This is a genomic window from Bdellovibrio sp. HCB274 (assembly GCF_047306075.1).
Taxonomy (GTDB): Bacteria; Bdellovibrionota; Bdellovibrionia; order Bdellovibrionales; family Bdellovibrionaceae; genus Bdellovibrio.
This window is the reverse complement of record NZ_CP178623.1, coordinates 1,201,333-1,219,775: the sequence shown is the minus strand read 5'-3', so window position 1 is coordinate 1,219,775 and position 18,443 is coordinate 1,201,333. Positions and strand designations below refer to the sequence as shown.

14 protein-coding genes are annotated in these 18,443 nt (G+C 42.0%); 2 read left to right on the top strand and 12 right to left on the bottom strand.

Features of this window, described 5'->3' with window-relative positions:
• On the bottom strand, positions 1-822 hold the full coding sequence (locus ACLWNV_RS06020; protein WP_413587021.1) for a phospholipase A: 822 nt from the start codon (positions 820-822) through the stop codon (positions 1-3).
• 284 nt (positions 823-1,106) lie between these two features.
• On the opposite strand from ACLWNV_RS06020, the gene ACLWNV_RS06015 reads away from it, so the two are divergent.
• Positions 1,107-1,385 carry a hypothetical protein gene (locus ACLWNV_RS06015; protein WP_413587020.1) on the top strand — a complete coding sequence of 93 codons (279 nt, stop codon included), beginning with the start codon at positions 1,107-1,109 and terminating at the stop codon, positions 1,383-1,385.
• Between the two features lie 64 nt (positions 1,386-1,449).
• Here the strand turns inward: ACLWNV_RS06015 and ACLWNV_RS06010 are convergent, their stop codons facing one another.
• From ACLWNV_RS06010 to ACLWNV_RS05990, 5 genes are all read right to left on the bottom strand, one after another.
• Positions 1,450-2,655 (bottom strand): hypothetical protein, encoded by a 1,206-nt coding sequence (locus ACLWNV_RS06010; RefSeq protein ID WP_413587019.1) that lies wholly within the window; start codon positions 2,653-2,655, stop codon positions 1,450-1,452.
• Positions 2,656-2,818: 163 nt separating this feature from the next.
• A complete protein-coding gene (gene trhA, locus ACLWNV_RS06005) occupies positions 2,819-3,493 on the bottom strand; it encodes a PAQR family membrane homeostasis protein TrhA (protein ID WP_413587018.1) in 675 nt (224 codons plus the stop codon).
• A gap of 76 nt (positions 3,494-3,569) precedes the next feature.
• Positions 3,570-6,344 carry a beta strand repeat-containing protein gene (locus ACLWNV_RS06000; protein ID WP_413587017.1) on the bottom strand — a complete coding sequence of 925 codons (2,775 nt, stop codon included), beginning with the start codon at positions 6,342-6,344 and terminating at the stop codon, positions 3,570-3,572.
• 213 nt (positions 6,345-6,557) lie between these two features.
• Entirely contained in the window at positions 6,558-7,043 is a 486-nt protein-coding gene (locus ACLWNV_RS05995) for an RrF2 family transcriptional regulator (protein ID WP_413587016.1), read from the bottom strand.
• A complete protein-coding gene (locus ACLWNV_RS05990; RefSeq protein WP_413587015.1) occupies positions 7,044-7,523 on the bottom strand; it encodes a carboxymuconolactone decarboxylase family protein in 480 nt (159 codons plus the stop codon). It lies immediately after the preceding gene.
• 407 nt (positions 7,524-7,930) lie between these two features.
• Here ACLWNV_RS05990 and ACLWNV_RS05985 point away from each other — a divergent pair, with 407 nt between their 5' ends.
• Entirely contained in the window at positions 7,931-8,854 is a 924-nt protein-coding gene (locus ACLWNV_RS05985; protein ID WP_413587014.1) for a hypothetical protein, read from the top strand.
• Between the two features lie 97 nt (positions 8,855-8,951).
• Here the strand turns inward: ACLWNV_RS05985 and ACLWNV_RS05980 are convergent, their stop codons facing one another.
• The 6 genes from ACLWNV_RS05980 to dcm form a co-directional block, all read right to left on the bottom strand.
• Complete coding sequence (locus tag ACLWNV_RS05980) at positions 8,952-10,910, bottom strand: AIPR family protein (RefSeq protein WP_413587013.1); 1,959 nt, start codon at positions 10,908-10,910, stop codon at positions 8,952-8,954.
• Complete coding sequence (locus tag ACLWNV_RS05975) at positions 10,900-11,865, bottom strand: PD-(D/E)XK motif protein (RefSeq protein WP_413587011.1); 966 nt, start codon at positions 11,863-11,865, stop codon at positions 10,900-10,902. The genes ACLWNV_RS05980 and ACLWNV_RS05975 overlap by 11 nt, the downstream gene beginning before the upstream one ends.
• Positions 11,846-14,875 carry a Z1 domain-containing protein gene (locus tag ACLWNV_RS05970; protein WP_413587010.1) on the bottom strand — a complete coding sequence of 1,010 codons (3,030 nt, stop codon included), beginning with the start codon at positions 14,873-14,875 and terminating at the stop codon, positions 11,846-11,848. Before ACLWNV_RS05970 ends, ACLWNV_RS05975 begins: the two co-directional genes overlap by 20 nt.
• 1 nt (position 14,876) lies before the next feature.
• Complete coding sequence (locus ACLWNV_RS05965) at positions 14,877-16,433, bottom strand: ATP-binding protein (RefSeq protein WP_413587009.1); 1,557 nt, start codon at positions 16,431-16,433, stop codon at positions 14,877-14,879.
• Positions 16,434-16,526: 93 nt separating this feature from the next.
• The gene (locus tag ACLWNV_RS05960) at positions 16,527-17,144 is read right to left on the bottom strand and encodes an MrcB family domain-containing protein (protein WP_413587008.1); all 618 of its coding nucleotides are present in this window, start codon (positions 17,142-17,144) and stop codon (positions 16,527-16,529) included.
• Positions 17,141-18,361, bottom strand: a complete 1,221-nt coding sequence (gene dcm / locus ACLWNV_RS05955; RefSeq protein ID WP_413587007.1) for a DNA (cytosine-5-)-methyltransferase — start codon at positions 18,359-18,361, stop codon at positions 17,141-17,143. The genes ACLWNV_RS05960 and dcm overlap by 4 nt, the downstream gene beginning before the upstream one ends.
• Positions 18,362-18,443: the final 82 nt, after the last annotated feature.

The following is an 18,443-nucleotide window of genomic DNA, read 5'->3' as shown; positions in this document are numbered from 1 at the left end:
TTAGAACATCAAGCCCGCTCTAAATTCATCAACCGATTGGTTATAGTTCACCAAGGTTTCCGCAAAGCCGTGATAATACTGTACATAGAAGGCGGGCACCACTTTCAGACCACCGATATGAAAGTTGAGAGCAATCTGATAGCCACCCTTCTCAAACTCGGTCGACCACTTTCCGCCGGGATTTATATTAACGACGGCCTCTAATTGGTCAAACATCGAATCAAAGAGTTGAATGAACTTAATCTCCCCCTCAAGTGGTCCCACGTAATCATAAATATCGCGATTGGTTTCATCGACGCCGTAGATGGCTTTTGCTTTTGCAGAAAGCTGAATGATCCAGCTTTTGGATTCGAATGCCCAGTTTGCACGAAGGTATGTTTGGTTATAAGAACGGGAGGCATCGCCCGCCTTACCGTTTGAGTTATGCTCAAAGATCCCTATATCCAGGGAGCGAATCGTCTTTTTATCGTAATCGATGCGATAGAAAAATTCGGGATTATAGGTGGCATCCAGAAATGGCTTGGATTCTTCCTGCAGCTCCCAGAAAATGATTTGGGTGTAGGCGAAGTTTAACGGGAACTGTTCAAACAGTGGAACTCTAAAGCTGTATTGTAATTTACTGGTGGGCTCACCATAGGCAAAATAGATCGGCTTATAGTACAAAATGCGCAACTGCTCCAACTCTTCCAAGGTGGCGAGCTTTTTTGATTTATTAATCAAAACCTCCTGCCCCAGGGACTCTTCTTTTTCAGTCGTTTCCGTCGAAGTCTGCGCCCATGTCATCACCGGGAAAAGAAGACACACTAAAATCAAAAACTTCATCAAATATCCTTCCACATCTTGGCTCAACCACCATTGTGACGAATAATTGTTTAGCAAAGGACGTGCAAACATTTGAACTGCTTTAAAACAATTAAACGGATTTGGAGTTCACTTTCAACGTGAGTGAAGCATTACTCCCACAGCCGACGTACAATTTTGCCCCACCAAGATAGCGAAAAGAAGGCCCCATTTTTACAATGAGCTCCATTTATGTTGTGGAAGTTTGCAGGATTTGGTCTGTTGCGACCTACTTACCCATTAACCGAGCTATCAAGGACCCTTCTGTGAGCGAAACAAATCCCCTAGTTATTCGTCTGATCGAAACCGTAAAACAACACAGAAGCCCTTCAAGCGCAAAAAGCATCGCCGTCCTGGTTAAGATCATGGATAAGCAGCTTTTGAATCCGGGCAACCATTCTGAAGAGAAATTCAAAAACGCATTGCAGGCAGCTTTGGATAGCGATGTGGTCCTGTCAGAAGTAATCCGCCAGCAGCACTCCGAAGATGAAATTCGCGGCTGCTTCGCTAATCTTTTAGAAGCTCTTAACAATCCTGAATCTTAATAGTCAAAAAAAAGCAGTGGAAGACCTGTCCTCCACTGCTTCATTAACCGCCGCAGGAATTTACTCAAACTTTTTCCGAGCAGATATATTGATCCTCGGTTCTTTTTTCCGACCAATTATACAATTTGATACCTTTAGGATAAAGAGATTCCAAGTATTGTACACGTCCTATGTTTTCAAAAAATCCGGGAAAAGTAGGTACAGCAAAGGGACTTTGAGAATCAACCTTGAAACCTTCTCCCAAACAGGCTGCTTTTAAACTTTTATTTGCTCCCAGAATCAGATAGTGTCCGCTAACTCTTCCTCTATCATCCGTACTTAACGCCATGATATTTTTGAATTCACGATCCAGGGACTTTTCAGAAATGTTGTATGTGGCACAGGTGTGCAACATTCGTTCAGGCTGCTTTACACAAATCGCTAAAGCCCTGAAGCGGCCTTCATAAGGATCTGATGAGTATAGGGACGTCATATCTGAAAATTTGATGTTGGCAGCAAAAATATCCCCTTGCCCGGTAATTTTAGTAGCCTGGCCGTCCTGCTGAATCAAAGTCAAACCATTCAAATCCTTTAACAAAACTACGCCATCTTTGAATCTCTCGAACTTCAGGGCATCTTGGAAACCCGACACGGAATAATTCCAAACAACCTGTGATTTTCCGTCATATGTATCTGAAAATCCACTTGTGCTAAATTTTGCCAATTGAAGGTTGTTGGTTTTCTGATTGAAAAACAACATCAGCCCATTCCAATCCGGGCCATTTTCGTTTCTGACCATACGGGTGTTCGGATAAAATCGGATGAAACTTTCTATAGATTTGTGTTCTTCTGGCCAATGCGCATTTGGGAGCTTGTACATCACGAGTGTATTCCCTACCTGGGTTGAAGAAATAAACCCTTTCAAATCGAATTCGCCCAAATAAAGTTCGCCATTGCGAGTTCTAGGCTCCCAAGCCTGCTGCTCAAGAAGAACTCGGCCCAACCTACAGCCATCGCAACCTGCTTGGTTGGTATCCACATAACTTCTCATCACGAACTTGGGTCTCTCCCAGCTAAACTCCACGGTGAGTTTGTGATCGGCATTATCGTTATCAGATCGAATTTTCATAACAATCTGCTTACGAATAAACTTAACCTGGTCCCCGGCGAAGCTAGCAATAACCGTTTCTGGGTCGTACGCCGCGATTTGAGCTTTAGCCAGACTGGTAAAAAAAGTGAAGCTGGAGAGCAAAATGGAATGAACTAAAAAAGTACGTATAATAGTTTTCATAGTCTTAATCCTTTGGGTTTTGAGTTAGCCGGAAAATACAGGCAAATCAAAACAACTTCCAGACTTGGCATAGACTAAAAACACGAAAGTGTTCGCGGGTGTTCGTTAACTATAAGTTAAGAACTTCCGCCTTATTTCGCTAACAGAAAATTTTCTAATGCTTTCAGTTTGTTAGGTGAGATGTCTTCGAGACGATTAAAAATATAAAGATAAAATGAAAAAGAGCCCCGATGATCACAAAGGCGTGAAAGACTTCATGGTAGCCAAAATATCTGGGCCATAGTTTCGGCTTCTTTAAAGCATAAGCCACTGCACCCAAAGTATAAAACACTCCACCCAAAACCATACACGTCAGTGCCGTGGGGCTTAAAACAGTTTTTATATCCGCCCAAAACGGAACAACAATCCATCCGGCGACAAGATACAAGATGGCGCTAATCCATCTTGGACACTTAACCCAAAACAGGGATTGGAAAACTCCAAACAGGGCCACGGACCAAGTCAGCGCTAAAAACTTCATCCCCGACTCTGGCGGCATCGCAACCAGACACAGCGGTGTCCCCGTCCCGGCGATCATCAAATAGATCGAACAGTGATCAAGGCGCTTCATCCAAACGCGATATTCCGGCGCCCAGTTCACCAAATGATAGGTGGCACTGACCGCAAATAAATTCATCAAACAAAGAGAGTAAATAAGAAGTGCTGCAAACTCGCGAAGCGAACTTGATTGAGCCATCATCACCGCAGTCGCCCCGAATGCAGCAAAAAAAGCTGCCATGTGCGAGTAACCTCGCATCAAGGGTTTTTCTAAAGGACGAGGGATAAATGCTTTTCTCAAGTTACACTCCGTAAAAACTCATAAAAGTTCAGGATGGAAATAGAGTCAACGAGTTTAACAGATTCTCGAATCTCTCTCAAAAGCCTCTAAAAAACCAGGGCCTTTGCGGGACCAAAACTTGTACCAGCGTTGAGCAAGCTGAAGTCAGCGAACCCGATGAGGCTTTGACGTAAATGTTTCCGGAGGTGCTATAGGCGACACCCGTGTAATTCGCCACTCCTAAACTTGTAATAGCTGAACCCAAAAGATTTCCTCCGGCCATCACAGTGCAGGCGCTGTCCGTATAGGCCACAATTGTGATCACTCCATTGAAAGTAACATCCAAAAGATTATTAGGGTCACGTCCTTCGACCACAGGCTGTTGAGAAAAAATCTCTGACATGGTCGCTGTAGTCGATGGTTGAGTCGCAAATATCAGCTTGGTGGCAGGATTCGTATCAACCACCACTGCATTCGAACACGCAGTGCTAAGTGCGCCCGATTCCGCTTTCAAATAAATCGTCGCCATGCGCGGATAGTTCATTGAGGAAAAAAATGCGAGTCCTGTATAACTGCTGTTGCTTGCACCGTTCAAAGTTTCAGTCACTGGAGTCGTACAGGCAGCATCCGAATAGGCAGTCACGGTCACTGCTGTATTATAGCTGGGAATCACATTCCCATCAGAATCAGAGGCTCCCACCACGGCTGCAGGAGTAAAATTAATTCCTTGAATTGCATTTGCAGACGGCTGTTGGGTAAACGCCAAAGAAACCGCAGGACCATAACCATAAATATTTCTAGTTCCCGCTGCGCCGGTGGTTAAACCCGTTCCCCCGGTCACCGACAATGCACTGGTCGTCACACAAGTACTTGAACAGTAAATCGCAATACGGCCTCCACCGCCACCACCACCCTTGCGAGTGATCGCGCTTTCACCAGCGCCCCCTTGGGCAAGAATAGATGAACTCGGTGCACTTAAAGTTTTAGTGTTGATCCAAATACTGCCGCCAGAGCCTCCGCCGCCGCCACCTTGCCCACTGACACCAGGGCTCCACCACTCACCGCCATTCACGGAAAGCACGGCTCCTGTTCCTAAGGTCATCGCATTAGAAACCACAAACTTTAAAGCGCCACCACCCCGCCCGGAAAATCCATTGTTGACGGCAAAGATCTTACCTCCGCCGGAACCAACATCACTCGGAGCCGTTGCCGATCCATAAGTCACACCGGCAGCTGTTCTGGATCCCGCTGTCCCCAGTCCCCCGTAACTTCCGCCGCCAGTACCATCATTCGTCGAACTGGTACTGGCAACCCCTGCACCCGGGCCCTCGCCAGGAAGTGATCCATCCGATGCCCAAACTTGGACGCCAGCAGGGATAGTCACGTTATTGAAACTATAAGTACCGTTAGATAAAGACGTAGAAACTGGAAACGAAAGGTTATGATTGGTATTATCAATGACGACCACTGACCCTACCGTGGCATCACTCTCTCCTGCTGAATCACCAGCCGTTCCAATTGCAGCACTATACTTTAGCGAAGAACTGTAAGCAGTGCCGTAGTAGACGGCAATTCGCCCGCCTCCACCGGAACTGGAAATACCATTCCCACCTTTGGCTTCAAAAGTTCCTGATCCCAGGGCTTTATCAGCGACAATCCACAGACTGCCGCCAGAACCTCCGCCGGGTTTGTTACTTGAAGCGATGGAGCCACCGGCATTGGCAGAAATTTTTCCGTCCAAAGTCAGCGTTCCGGTCGCAACTAATTTTAAAGCTCCGCCACCGAACCCGCCTTGATCAGATCCTGCAGCTGCGCCACCAGAACCTTTGGTTACGGGCTCAAGCGCAGAGCCATAAGTTACTCCCGCCGCGGCCCAAGTGCCACCAATACCGCCGCGGCCGCCATGACTAGATCCCGCGCCGATTTGTGAAATGATACCGCCCACTCCAGGTCCCGAATTAGATCCAAACCCCATGCGATCCACCCACAGTCTGCCAGTGCTGGTGATGGTGATATTTCGAAACGTATAAGTTCCATTCGCGAAGGCACTTTCTGATTTCACATAAAGATCATTATTTGTAGAATCAACGATTAATGCCGAACCCGACGTGGCCGCTAACGTTTGCCCATCCGCTCCTCCCGGAGCAGTGACCGTTCCCGTGAGAGAATTTGTGCCGCTGTAACTTAGTAAAACCCGACCACCACTGCCCGCCCCATTGCCGCTGCTATCGCCACCTTTGGCGATGACTGAACCTGCGCCGGAAATATTTTTTGTTACGATCCAAACACTACCACCCGCTCCGCCACCGGAACTTCCTACTGCGGCAGCGCCACTTGCAGAAATAGTTCCGGCAAGAGTAAGCGAGTTGCTAACGACAAGTTTAATCGCACCACCACCAGCCCCTGGTGTTCCCGTTCCATTGCCACCGCCCGAACCTAAAGTGGTTGGTTGCAAAGGATCTCCATAAGGGGAACAAGGAACTGCCGCGACTGGAATACCACCGTGCCCGCCATGACACCCTCCCAATCGGCTATTGCCTGCGCCGGGGCCAGCGCCACCCGCGAATCCAGTGCCGTTCGCGCTGATAGTTCCGTTCACAGTAACATTATTGGCAATAATGATGACGCCAGTACCTGCGCCAGTGTTGGAATTTACTGTGATAGTCCGCGAAGAATTAACAACTAAAGAATCAAACGTGTAAGTGCCTGCCGCAAATATTGCGTCGCCATCCACCGTCACCACACCCAACGAAGAATAATCGCCCGCGCTTTGTGCGCCCGACCAATTCGTGTCTGCATTTGTATTTAAGGAAAAAAATAAACTTGCTAGAAAAAACCACGCACTAAAACTGAACTGCTTAACCACTGACATGCGTACATTATCATGTACACAAATAAGAAATGACTATTGGAAACTACAGATAAAGTTACGAAGCGAGGCTTACTATAATTTTCTTCGAAGAATCTATTTTAAAGTTCACGATTTAATATCACTTAACAAGAAAATTTTAACTACTGGAGATAGCGAACTTGATCCGAATTCCCGATAATTTTTGGAACTGAATATTCCACAGCGTAAGACCGCTTAAACTCGTGCCAGTATCCATTTCATATTCTCTTCCAGAACTTCTTTCGGGAGTTCCTTTAGAAGCTGTCCCGCAAGATCCTGCAAAGTCACCGCGCGAAGTTCTTTACGCCAAGCCTCGTCGGCTTTCCACATCACGCGAGCGATCTGACAGGGCTTTTTAAAAGCGTTCTTTTCCTGTTTGCAGGGACCGTTCTTGCGGATCTCTGAACAGTCAAAGGTGGAGGTCTTACCCTCCACGGCTTCAACGATATCTAAGAATGTGATTTTATCGGGTGTGCGAGCCAAGCGGTAACCACCACGGGGTCCCAGTGTCGCATCGACAAGCCCTGCGGTTGAAAGTGCTTGCAGGGCTTTCGAGAGATACTCTTTGGGAACGCCATGAAACTCGGCCAGGTCTTTGGTGGCAAGGTAAGCACCTTCCGGAAGACCCGAAAGAATACTACAACAATGCAAAGCCCATTCGACCTGGTTTCGTAAAATCATTTAGTTAAGTCCTGCCTTATCAAGGCCAAAAAATTTATCTGCCGATCCCGGCACTGCTCTAAAGGCAATACTTAGACGGTTCCATTGATTGATCAAACCAATGGCCATAGTCAGATCCGACAGCTGCTTGTCAGAGAAATTCTCTTTCACGCGGTTATAAATCTCATCCGAGATCCCATGCTCTGTCAACTTAGTGACAGCTTCAGTCCACTCTAGGGCCGCTTTCTCTTGCGCACTAAAGAGTGAAGATTCACGCCAAACCGGCACATGATACACACGCAGATCCCGCTCCCCATGAATGCGCGCTTCCTTCACGTGCATATCCAGACAAAACGCACAGCCATTAATTTGCGAGGCACGGATATTAACCAGATCACGAAGAGTTTGACTGATTTCACTTTTGCCAAGCTGCTTAGACATTTCCATCAAGCCATGGGCAAGTTCAGGGGAAAGTTGATTGTAGTTGATTCGTTGGCTCATAATTGAGACCTCCTAATTAAGGATAGTATATATCCTTAATTAGGTTTTGGGAAGGTGTTTTTGAATATAGAAAAACTGGTTGATTTCAACTGGTTACACTTTTACTTACTGAAGGATTATTCACATGCAATCCACTGAAGAATACCGAAGAAAACAAATCTGCAATGACCACTCTGATTTTTCGAAAAGCTAATAAAAATTGGAAATTCCCCTTACGATCTCATTGAAGAAAAGCACTAATCATTATTAGTGAAACATTTTTTAGTCTTTTAGCTTACCGTCCAATTAAAGAATGGCACCTTTCACAAGTTCTTCCGTGCTAGACCAGTTTTTAAAATCCTCCCAACCACCTCATAGACAGATAATTGTTTGTTGTTCATTATTGACTAATACTTGAGGATAAACAAATGAATAGGTATATCAAAGATTTAATTGTAGCTTTGCTAGGGGCGGTAGTTGGATCGTTCGGCACATGGTTTCTTAAACCAACCGTTGAACATTTATATGATGTCGTGAAACAAGAACGAGCACATACCCTTAAAATGAAAGAGGTTAGCGCCGAGAAAACCTTACCTAAAAATCTAGAAAACACTGAAAATGCCCTCAATGAAGGAAGAGATCTTTTAAGAAAGCTAACTACTTCAATAAGAAGTTTCAGACATAGGGATCCATTGTCATTTTCCTATGAAAAAGAAGAGCTTGAAGAACTAAATACAAATTATCAAAACTGGATTAGCTTTACCATCAAGCAGGGATCATTACTACCCTTTGCACAATATGAAATATGTAAGAATATTCAAGAAATCCTCTACATTGAGGTCATGGATATAAGTTTAATCATTCCACAACAAGCGGATATCGAAAAAGGTTTGGAATTGTACCTATTCTACGTAGAAAACGAATTCTCTGAAAAGGATATTCTCCTTGCTCAAGAGGAGGTGGACTCTCTTTTTCAACAAAAATTGAACAGTCAAAAGCTCGTCGAAGGAAAGTTCAGTACCTATCTAGATGAAACTCTGATTGAGCTTGAGGAATACTTCCTAAATGGAATGCGAAGCTATCTAGGTAGAGGCATAGATAAACAATTATCTACCCGAATAACAAAATTAAAAACTCATCTAACGCTCCAGCGGAACTTCGAGTTCTTTCCAAATGCCGACGCAGCCAAGCGCTTCAATGGATTCAAAATAGGCAATAAAAACTACGACAAAGAAATTTATGTGTTAAAAAAAAGTATGATTGAAAAATTACTGCTAGAAAATAAAAGTTCATTTAAGAAGATTTTAAAAAATAAAAATCCAATAGACAAGCTTCTATGGAGAAACAACTAAAATTCTAAAACCGACTCGAGCAGTGGTGCTGGGCTATTTAACTTCTTAAAGAACTTTATATTGCCGACCGTTATAGATCTCAACCTTCAAACACAACCTATCTCAAGCTTAAAAAGCTATTGTAAATTCTTTCAAAACGAACTATTTGATTCGCTGTCGGCCTTCCAGCCGACTCTTCCGAATCCCATCCTTGGGCCTGGTAAGCCATGAAGGCGATTAAAACCTTTCTATCTCTAAAATCAAAATCTTCATTACTCTCGAGCCATTCATTAATTTCCCGAAGTTGCGAGTAACTCAAAGAGACAATTACGTCAAGTAGCCCAGTCTCCTCAATATCAAACTCCCTTGAAAGTGACTTCCAAGTCTCTTCTTTTTTAAAAACTTCAGAAGCATTGCGGGCCCCAACTATTTTTAACATATGCTCGTTTACGCGGCCAACTAGTTCAAATAGCTTTTCAGTCATACTTTCTGAAAGCGCTTGCGCATCAAACATACGACTCAAATCATCCTTATTAACAATTCCTATTCCGACTGCTACCGCTATGGAATACGTGGTAACATTATTCCTATAAGCCTCAATATCTTTCCTACTCTTTACAATATCTCTAACTTCCCGGTAGAAAACTATCTTGCCAATTTCTGTCTTATAGCTGTCTACCCCTAACTCATAATCCTTAATATTACCCAAATATGATCTCGCAAACTCAGAAAAATTCTTTTGCCCTCCACGAGAAACCCAAAAAGGCTTTTTTGCCCACGAATTAAATGCTAAACCAACTTCTTCTTTTGAATACTTAAGATTTTTAGGAAATCGTTTTTCAAACTCCCGTTGATCAGCCAAATTCATTCGCATAATCTCTGAAAAGTATGCACCCCTTGACCTCTCGAAATAGCAAAACTTCCCGACCTTCGAAGCCATAAACTTTCGACTGGATTTTTCGAGCATTACTAAAAATTGCTCATTAGCTAACAGATCAGTATCTGAAATCTTATTCTGCGTATTTGAGAATCTCGAAATATTCCTGACCAACTGATGATCATCAACACTATCGACCTGAATTATTTTGCACTGAACCATCACCGGCTTTAAATCGTTTTCAATCGCTCTGAATAGACTCGCTGTAGTCTGGCCGCCATTAACTATTTGCGGCTCTACGATTGCCATGAGCTTGCCCTTCAAATCGAAAATCATTTTTTTGCAAACTATGGTAAGTCCATTATTGTAAATAAAAAATTTATCTGGCTCTTGCTCGAGAGTCTCCAGAATTCCTTTATTCACTTTTCCTTTCGCCTGCAAATATGACCTTACGTTACCCTCGAGCAACCGCTCTCCATACTCTTTGTACAGAGAAGCAAGCGCCTCCCCTGGTATCACAGCAAGCGCAGATGTTGACACTTCATTTATAAAGTAAGTAGCAACATTCAGCCCGCCGTAGGAATTCAAATTCAACACTATATCCTGTTGTGAAACGCTTGCAAGAGCACAATCTTTAATACGTCCCAGGTCCGCTACTTCCACATTAACAGAAACTTTAAGATTTTTAACTTCGAACTTCATTTTTTCCGGGGGAGTTCTAGAGGATAGAATTCTGTTAGTAAGAACGATGATTCGAATAAACCTTACATCACATAGTAATGCCCGAATATCCCTAACAGTTAAAAATTCCGCACTAGAAGGCTCGAACTTTTCGAAAACATCGCTTTGAACTGCAGATATGAAGCGAAGGGACATATTTAAAAACTTCTTCAACCGTTCTAAATCCATGCTATTGATTTCTTCGGACTGATCAAAATCAACAACGAACACCTTTAGAGTATTTGTATCCTGGTCAAAACTATATCCATTACATTTTGCTGTTCCAACCTTCAATTCCTTATAAAAATAGCATGCTTCAAATTTATCAAGGTAATCAGATGCCTCGAAAACCTCACCGACATACTCAGTAAAGGCATTCTCCGAAATTGTTGCCTCAGACGATCCCCAAATGGATAATGACGATTTCATCTTGGCAAGAATCTCACCTTTTAACATTACTTTGAAATCTTCAATTTTCATGAATTTTCAACTTTCCTAGAAAGCCATCAGTTTCCACACGAAAAGGCATTATGTATTTCAAGTTGATCTCGTATCGAACGTTTTCAACACCCAACATTACGGACTGCTGAACTAGGCGAGGAAATCCACCAGTGACATGGTAACAGGAAATTTCATCTGCACTAAAACGTAGATTTAGCTTTTTTACAATAGCCAAGGACACACCAAGTTCTATTAGTTTGCTACCAAAGAGTGTGCGCCCTCGTTCACTCTTAAACTTATTGAAAATTGATTCTATTAGGTCTGAAATTAATAAACCCGTATTTGAAGTCACTGAAACCACAACCAAGTATGGATCGCCAGATAGCTGCTCAATAGAACTGATTGAAACGGTTTCAGAAATATTTTCCTTAGTTTTCACTTCCAACTTCAATGCCGCAAAATGAAAATCATTGGCTCTGGATAGTGGACCTACCCATCCATCTAAAACAACTATTTCGTCGTTTTCACTGGACAACAGAATATCTAGCACAACAAGCTCGCCGAAAAGTCCTTTAAGTTCATGGTAAGTAGTCGTATTCAGTTTATCAAATAAGGATGCCCACTTTGAAACGAGGATATCGAATTTAACAAGATAATTCTCAGCGCATTTACAGCCAACATAATATCGTTTATCAAGAAGCTCTTCTACCAACACCGGAAATTCTGGACTGTTCGGTGATCGTTCAATCAAATGATGCCCAACTAATTCTCCCTGAGAAAAACTTAGATACTCAATTCCTTTTCGTTCAAAATAGTTACCGCTTGATCGACACTTCTGCCGTGAAGCGATCGCAACGCCACGCCTACCGGATCTATCAATAGTAAGAAAGATATCTGCCATTAATGTTGATTCAATGCTTCGCATTCCAGGCAAATTCTTTTCTTTAAGAATCTCTGCCCAGATACGTTCAAACCTATTCTTGTTCATCGTCATCACCAACAGTCTCATTATTGAATACTGCATTAACTACGAATATTTTCTTTTCTGCATTTTTCGAGAAGGGAAAACTCAATAAAACACCCCAATGCAGTTCATTTAGGAGCCTCCCCTGATCATCCTTGAAAATAGTTGGATAAAACAACAGCAGTCCCTTTTTGGGACTTCTTACCAATCTCAAAAACTTTGGCGTATATTTTGATTTTTTCTTATTGGAATCTACTTTTCCCAATTCGTTATTTTCTTTCCGCCATTTTTCGGTGAGATCCGCTGCTTCATCTAGCTCATCCGTTGACAGACCTATTTTTTCGTCTTCTGGGCTTCCAATTCTTTTAATCGTAATTTTTCCATCACTATTAGACAAGTATCGACGGACTGAAGGATACATTAATCCACCGAATTCATTTGCCCATCCCTCCAAGGGAATTTTTTCTTTTCGTTCTTTATCTTCTAATTCATTGGTCACAGACAAAAAACCGACTGACCACTGGGTAAGTTCTGAATGCTTTACAGCCATATCTCCAATGTACTCGGAAATAGCATTGGCCATTTGGTTGTTATCTCTTGCAGAAAACTGATATCCTTTTATAAAATTTGAAATATCACCCCAGTTGACATTTTCAAAGAAAACTTTGCTTTCCACATCTCGTACACCATGCTTTTGTGATAATAAATTACCGAAATTTCTTACGGTTAAATTATTTTTCTCCCTGTTTTTCTTAAGAAAAATGATGGTTTCCTTAGAGGAGCCAGCAAAGGTAACTGGATACTCAAAGGCATTTTTTAGCTTCATTGGACTAGTTACGGTCATATCAGGATGGGAAAGGATCTTTAATCCGAAATCATTGGGTGTTGAATGCGGATTATAGCTCAAGTCCTCGAACTCCTCCCGCAACTTCTTTGTGGCAAGTGCCAAATGTCTAAAACGATCCCGTAAACCAGCTGTGGTAAAGACTCTTATCAGGTCAATATATCCTGAACGATATCCAAACCACCGGCCCATTTGCATCAGCGTATCATACATATCTGAGGATCGAAGATAGTAGCTAATCAATAAACCATCAAGGGTAAGGCCTCGAGACAACTTATCGCCACCAATGACAATAGAAGAATAGTAATCCTTATTCTGGAAAATTTGCGCATCTCTACTGAGACCATTCATCATTACTGTTTCAAATGCCCCTGAAGTTCCAAACATTTTTCGAACTTCCATCAATATGGTATCGAAATCAAAATTTTCTGGCGTAAAACGATCTATTCCCGCCTCGTGAACCAATTGGCTAATTTTATCGTAAGAATGATCAGTACTGTCGGATTGACTTCCTTCATATATCTTCTTAAGTTCAGAAACCAATGACGAGTCCATCCTATCACCACTGCCAATGACGCCATTCCGTACTTCTTCGACATATTCCGATACCAACGCATACACTTCTTTCTGAGGGTCGTTATAACGGGTAACATGGACAAGCATCGAGTTAACTCTTTTCAACTTGTCTTTATCTCTCAAGTTTCTGATAGCTGAAGATATCAAGAAACTATTAATTGCATTCTTTAACGATCCGGGCAGAAACTCAGGTACGTGGTTTGTATCACGCTTACTCGGCAGGAATGATGGAATTGAGGGGTCAGAAGATACGTGATCGTCAATAACTTTTATTATTGGCAATGATGCCCTATTTACATCCTCTTCGGTATCCGAAATACCAAAAAATTGCTCAGCGCCGAAGTAGTTACTTGGAGGATTTAATGAATATACAAAATCTTTAGGGAACAAATCCTCACCCAAAAAAACCTCCGTTCCACATGAAGAACGTTTTCTTTTAAGTTGGGCAATTTGATAATGAGAAGCGCCGTTGTTTTCCAGAGTTTCAATATCTGTTGTTAACTTGTTATAATCGCTTTGCTCTTTACTAGTAAAAATTCTAAAAAGACCGCCCTCAATTTCGTTGTGTATCATTACGTTTGCGAAGGGGGTGGCGGTAACTGCGACATACGCGGATTTTTCGAATAAATTAAGAATTCCCCGAATTAGCGCATTAGTTTTTTTAGGATCCCCCTCTTGATCTTCCCCGTCCCGACTGACACCGGTATCGACCGATGCTTGATCCGCTTCATCGTCAATTATTAGTGCAGGTACATCCATCAAGACTTTTCTTTGAGATTCATCAAATCGATCTGCCTCGGCTGACATCCAATTGTATAGATTTTTCAGAATTGACACATTCTTTTTTACGACAAACACGACCGGCTTCTGATCTCCTAAAAGATGTTGCAATGACTGATCGGCTCTTCTTATATTAAAATCACCATCATCTGATGCGGCTGTCATACAAATAGGTTTCGGATGATCTTTGGGCAGTTTAATACTTTCGTGATCGGGATAAAAGCCAATTCGATTGTTTGCTACATAGTTCTGAGCTCCGACAAAACCTTGGTTAATTCTTACTTGGGTCTGAACACGCAACGATTCATGCATACCTGTTAAAACAATTACGACTTTATAGCCCGCATCGGCAGCCTTTGTAATTAAACCAATATAGTTAGCGGTTTTTCCAGCTTGAACGCTTCCCATTATCAAACCCTTGGTTGACCAGGGGCCCTGTCTATTTGGGTTTTCTAATTTTGACAAAATTTTCTCAGTGTCTCGATCAATAGTTTGTCGAACAGATGGCGGAAGATCTTTAATTGCAGACGATGAATAGTTATTCCAGTATATCCAATTAATTGCTTGTTTTTTCTCAGTCGTCAACCAAGGGGCATGCTTCTTATTGCCATCAATACTTCGTCCAGTCATCGTTATCACTTCGAAGTGCTTTTGAATCTCCGATAGAACTTTCTGCCTCAGCTCCCCAGAGACTATACTTCCGGTTAATTGAATTGCTTTGTCGGTCTCTCTCTCGATTGTGGACATATCAATGTCTATCTCATTGCGCTTCAATACATTAATGAGAACAATCGCTAACTGGAATATGTCTTCCATCTTAAAATCAGATTCATTCTTCATTTTAATTATTCTTTCTTAAATACGCAGACAAATTGCTGTATCGATTAAATGGTTCGATTTTTCCAATTTCTTTCAAAGCTATCTCTACGATATTTTCTTTGTCATTCGAAGTTCGGTTCAATTTATCAACGCAGTCAAGGAACAACAGGTTTAAAAAATCGATTAGTTCCTCGTCCATTTTTTCATCATATCGGGGTGCCATGACGCTTTCTGAATCTGACGCATCCACATAGATTTTCTCAACAGGAACTGCTCGCTCGACAAGTGAAAGAATATTCTGAAACCTATTCTCATACATTCCAAGTTTTCTCGAAAGAGACTCAATCAAGGGATGAGATCTGTTAATCTCATACTTTTTTCGATTGCCTTTCGAAAAGTTTATCCAAACTGGAACTTCTGGTTCGGCGGTTGTATGAGTAGGTGAACTGCCAATGCGTGCCCTGTACCAATAAACTTGCTTCGCTTTTTCACGAACTACCTTTGAATAGCTCTTCAATCGATCTCTAATTTCAGCCGGAGGAACTGCCATCGCTTTTTTAATATCGATCATCCAGCTCTTATCTTCGGTATTAGATATATCCACAAAAATCCTAGCCAGCTTATAAGGCTCTTCCCTTCGCCATTTCTTCCCTCCCTCTGACAAATCCAACCAATCTCCAAATGTCAGTAGTCGGTCATTCCTATAAACATAAAATCCTTGATGTTGAGACATTTCAAAGGGACCAGCGAGCTGTCTATATTCACTGTCCGAATCAACTTTATCTCGATGTGGAAGCACAATACCACCGAGTACAATCGTCCCTGTTGAAGTAACCACAGTATCCCTAGGCATCATCTGCGACGCTATATGCGGTAAGAAAGGGTCCCATGCCTTAATTCTGAACTCTTCTTTCTCGCCATTTACGAAAATGCTTACCATCCTTTTTTCTTTATTTCGTCCGGAAATAAATCTATGGAATATCAGACTCAAACTATCTCTAACCATGGCAACCGCTTCAAAAAAATGCTTTTCTCCCTTTAAATTTTCATTTTCCATTCCAAGGGTAAATTTATCTAAATTTTGCCATATAACTAGGGTTCCGGAGCTTAGCGAGTTGAAGCATTCCATCAATTCCGGAGAGGGCCCCGCGATATCTTTTAATAAAGTCCATTGTCCGACGGACCGTACATACTCCAAGTCCCAACATCTTGAATTATCCGCGTTACGTGATTTTTTTGAATAAACATTAAGAAGTTTCGCTTGAGAAAAAGACGCTGTTTTCAGTCCCAGCCCAAATCTTCCCAAATCAGAGGCCGATCGTTCATCTTCAGGATCTTTTGAACCAGGCCGCATAGCTTGAATTAATTCATCTTTGGACATGCCAATGCCATCATCAAGAATTGATACCCACGGTGCACCATCATTCCAAACAATTCTTATCCATATATTATGCGCACCAGCCGAAATAGAGTTATCTATAATATCGGCTATTGCTGTATCGATTTTATATCCCACAGCCCGCAGCGATGTTATCGTTGCGGCGGGCGCAGGCTGAACGGTTTCGGCTTTATTTCCCAAGAATTCTCCTTGCAATGAAGGCAGCTTTCTAATCGGAAATAATTTTTTTTTAGTTTAGTGTAAATACATCTGTTGGCTCAAAAAGAGACACTATTATTTTGATAAAAATGGATTTGATTTGAATGGTTTGTCTTTAGGGTAACTGGAAATATATTTCTTGGCCAAATTTTGATATTGCTCAAGTATTGCCACGAGGTCTTGCTCCAAGACGTTTCCTAACAAGTCTTCCTTAGAAAAAGACTTCCATAATAAAGCGGCTTTTTCAAATAAAGGAGCATTTCCCCGTCCAGAGACTGCCAACAGGCCACTTGGAATCACGCCCTTTTGAAAACTAGGCAACCCTTCTACGTCCGAAACCTTTAAGTGAAATGGCGTATAGTTAATATGTGCCGTAGAAGAGTTCATTAACAACAAAAAAACCTTCTCCATATTTTCTTGGACAATAAATGCCACATAAAAACCATCTGAAGCACGGTCGGTAACCCGTCGATCGTACATCGCTATCCATGGTGTTCTGGACCAAGATCCTTTCCCGACACTTCCTTCAAACTCCCAAAAAGTTGAATTACAGCTTCCCACACAAAAATTTTTGATAATTCGCGGTATTTCATTTGTTACTAAATCAAATACGGGTTCCGCTGAAGAAATTTTTGCACCCTTATTGTTATACAAATCAAGCAACGAAGATAATTTTAAACCAAGCTCTGTCATAGTTCTACTTCCTGAATTTGGAATTTTTTAATATTACTAACAGAATTTTGATAATTCCCCACCATACTTTTAGCAATATGTCTGATAACCGGAACCACAACCGAATTACCAAAACATTTATAAGCCCTGGATTCTGACAAGCTAATTTTAAACTCATCCGGAAAACCCATCAATCGGGCACATTCTCTTGGAGTCAATCGTCGTGGACGAGCGGCCTTTTGCTCAAGAAGAATTTCAGCCCCATCTTTATAATAACGGGCTGATAACGTTCTCGTAACACTATTACGATTCACAAGTCCAAAACCGAATCCATTTCCTTTTGCTTTGTGTTTATCAGCGTGCCGCTGCAAACTCTTCCAAGTTCCTTCAGGAACGGTGTACTTAGAATCTATAGCGACTTTCTCTAAAATATCACCCAATCGCTGTTCGCGCGGCTGTATCTCCGGGAACTTAAATTCGGGCATATCCTGCCTCATACCGACCAAATATATTCGTTCACGCTTTTGGGGAACAAATGCACTGGCATCAATAAGTTGCCACGTCACTTTATAATTTAAGTCATTCGTCAGGGTGTCGATAATAATCTTAAATGTTTTGCCGCCATCATGGGAAACAAGATTTTTGACATTCTCCAGAAGGAACATTTTAGGCTTATGATATTCAAGAATTCTCACAACATCGAAGAAAAGAGTTCCTTGCGTTTTATCCTTAAAGCCATGAGCGCGACCCATCGAATTCTTTTTTGAAACACCCGCTGCCGAGAACGGCTGGCATGGAAAACCAGCAAGTAAAACATCATGTGCCGGAATCTGGCTGGCCGGTATTTTCGTAATATCGCCGAACGGCTTATCGCCATAATTTTCTTCATACATTGAAGCAGGATAACTATCCCATTCGCTTGTAAATACGCAATCACCGCCAAGCTCCTGAAATGGCAATCTCATCCCACCAATACCTGCAAATAAGTCAATAAACGTAAAACTGCCGTCCTTGAACGATTGTTTCGCTTTTCTGCTTTCGAGAATATTGAATCTTAAACCAAGCAAAGTCGCAGGATGTACATCACAAACATCGTGACATTTATTTTCAAACTTCTGAAGTTTGACAAGAGCTGCTTTAGGGGTAATTAATGGAAATAGAAGTAAAGAGAGTTCCTGTTGAGAAAGGCTCAACTCACTTCTGAACTTTACTAAATCCGCGCCAATTATAGTATTCATAAAAATCCCCAGGTGCATTTCTCCCTCAAATTATTCCAATTTTCACCTGGCGATTCAAGAAAAAGCCTTTCTTGCAGTTCGT